1 protein-coding gene is annotated in these 1,277 nt (G+C 61.7%); it reads right to left on the bottom strand.

The window, feature by feature from the left end; all coding sequences use genetic code 11:
* Positions 1 to 169: 169 nt before the first annotated feature.
* On the bottom strand, positions 170 to 1,198 hold the full coding sequence (locus tag M3P21_RS22260; protein WP_249713702.1) for an IS110 family RNA-guided transposase: 1,029 nt from the start codon (positions 1,196 to 1,198) through the stop codon (positions 170 to 172).
* Positions 1,199 to 1,277 lie beyond the last annotated feature (79 nt).

Genomic DNA, 1,277 nt, shown 5'->3' with positions numbered 1-1,277 from the left:
GTTATCATGCCGCGGGCCCGTATGGTGTTCGAAGGTCGGGTCCAGATCAAAGCCGCGTGCTCAATGGCACTCTGTTGCACACTGGTTCTCCCGATCCCGTCTCACGACTGTTGCGCCAAACTGCTCCTTGCCCTCTTCCGCTCCGACGCCCTCGCGACCTACAGCGGGTTTATGCCGCCGCGACCGGAGACTGGTAGACACCGCCGCGAGCCATCAAGGCCCAAACGATGCGTGCCATCTTGTTCGCAAGCGCAACACGCACCAGCATCGGTGGCTTGCGTGTCAGCAGATTGCCCAGCCATGTGCCGGGTTGTGCTTCGCGATGGGTATGGCGTTTGATGATCACGCTGTTGGCGCCAATGATCAGCAGACGGCGAAGCGACCGTTCACCCATCTTTGTAGTTGCCCCCAGTCGCTGTTTGCCACCTGTCGAATGCTGCCGTGGGACCAATCCAAGCCAGGCTGCAAAATCGCGGGCCTTGCGGAACGTCTCGGGTGGCGGCGCAAGCGTCGCTATGGCCGTGGCGATCAGCGGCCCGATGCCCGGCACTGTCATGAGCCGCCGGGCAACATCGTTCTCCCTGGCGCAGCGGGCAATCCTGGCGTCGAGTTCCGCGATCTGCGTTTCGAGTTGAGCCAATGTCCTGATCAAGACCTGCAAAGTGGCTGTCGCCTCGGCAGGTAGACCGCTTTCCGGATCGTCGACGATGGCAATCAGCCTCGATGCATTGGACGCCCCCTGCGGAACCACCTGTCCGAACTCGGCCAGGTGACCGCGCAGGGCATTGATCACCTGGCTGCGCTGACGGATCAAAAGTTCGCGGAGCCGGAACACCATCGCCGCGCCCTGGGTATCTTCGCTCTTCACCCGCACGAAGCGCATCGTCGGGCGCAGCGCGGCCTCGCAAATCGCTTCAGCATCCGCTGCGTCGTTCTTCTGGCGCTTGACGAAGGGCTTCACGTAGGCAGGTGGGATCAGCCGAACCTCATGGCCCCGCTTGCCGATCTCGCGGCCCCAATAATGAGCGCCGCCGCAGGCCTCCATCGCCACGACACAAGTCGGCCGTTGGTCGAAAAACTCCAGAACTCGTCCCCGACGTAGCTTCTTGCGCAAGATCGCTCGACCAGCACTGTCGGCGCCATGCACCTGAAACACATTCTTCGCCAGATCGAGTCCAACCGTGATAATCTCCGACATGACCGTTCTCCTTTGTGGATCATCGCAGACCCACCTTGGCACATTGATGCCGTCGGGGGGCGGTCACATCATCAAAGCC

Origin of the sequence: Ruegeria spongiae, assembly GCF_023502395.1 — a bacterium.
Classification (GTDB): domain Bacteria; phylum Pseudomonadota; class Alphaproteobacteria; order Rhodobacterales; family Rhodobacteraceae; genus Ruegeria_C; species Ruegeria_C spongiae.
This window is presented reverse-complemented; position numbering and strand designations above follow the sequence as displayed.

Bases quoted from the DNA above. Each gene is read 5' to 3' on its own strand.
- M3P21_RS22260 (WP_249713702.1), bottom strand. From the start codon at position 1,198: ATGTCGGAGATTATCACGGTTGGACTCGATCTGGCGAAGAATGTGTTT.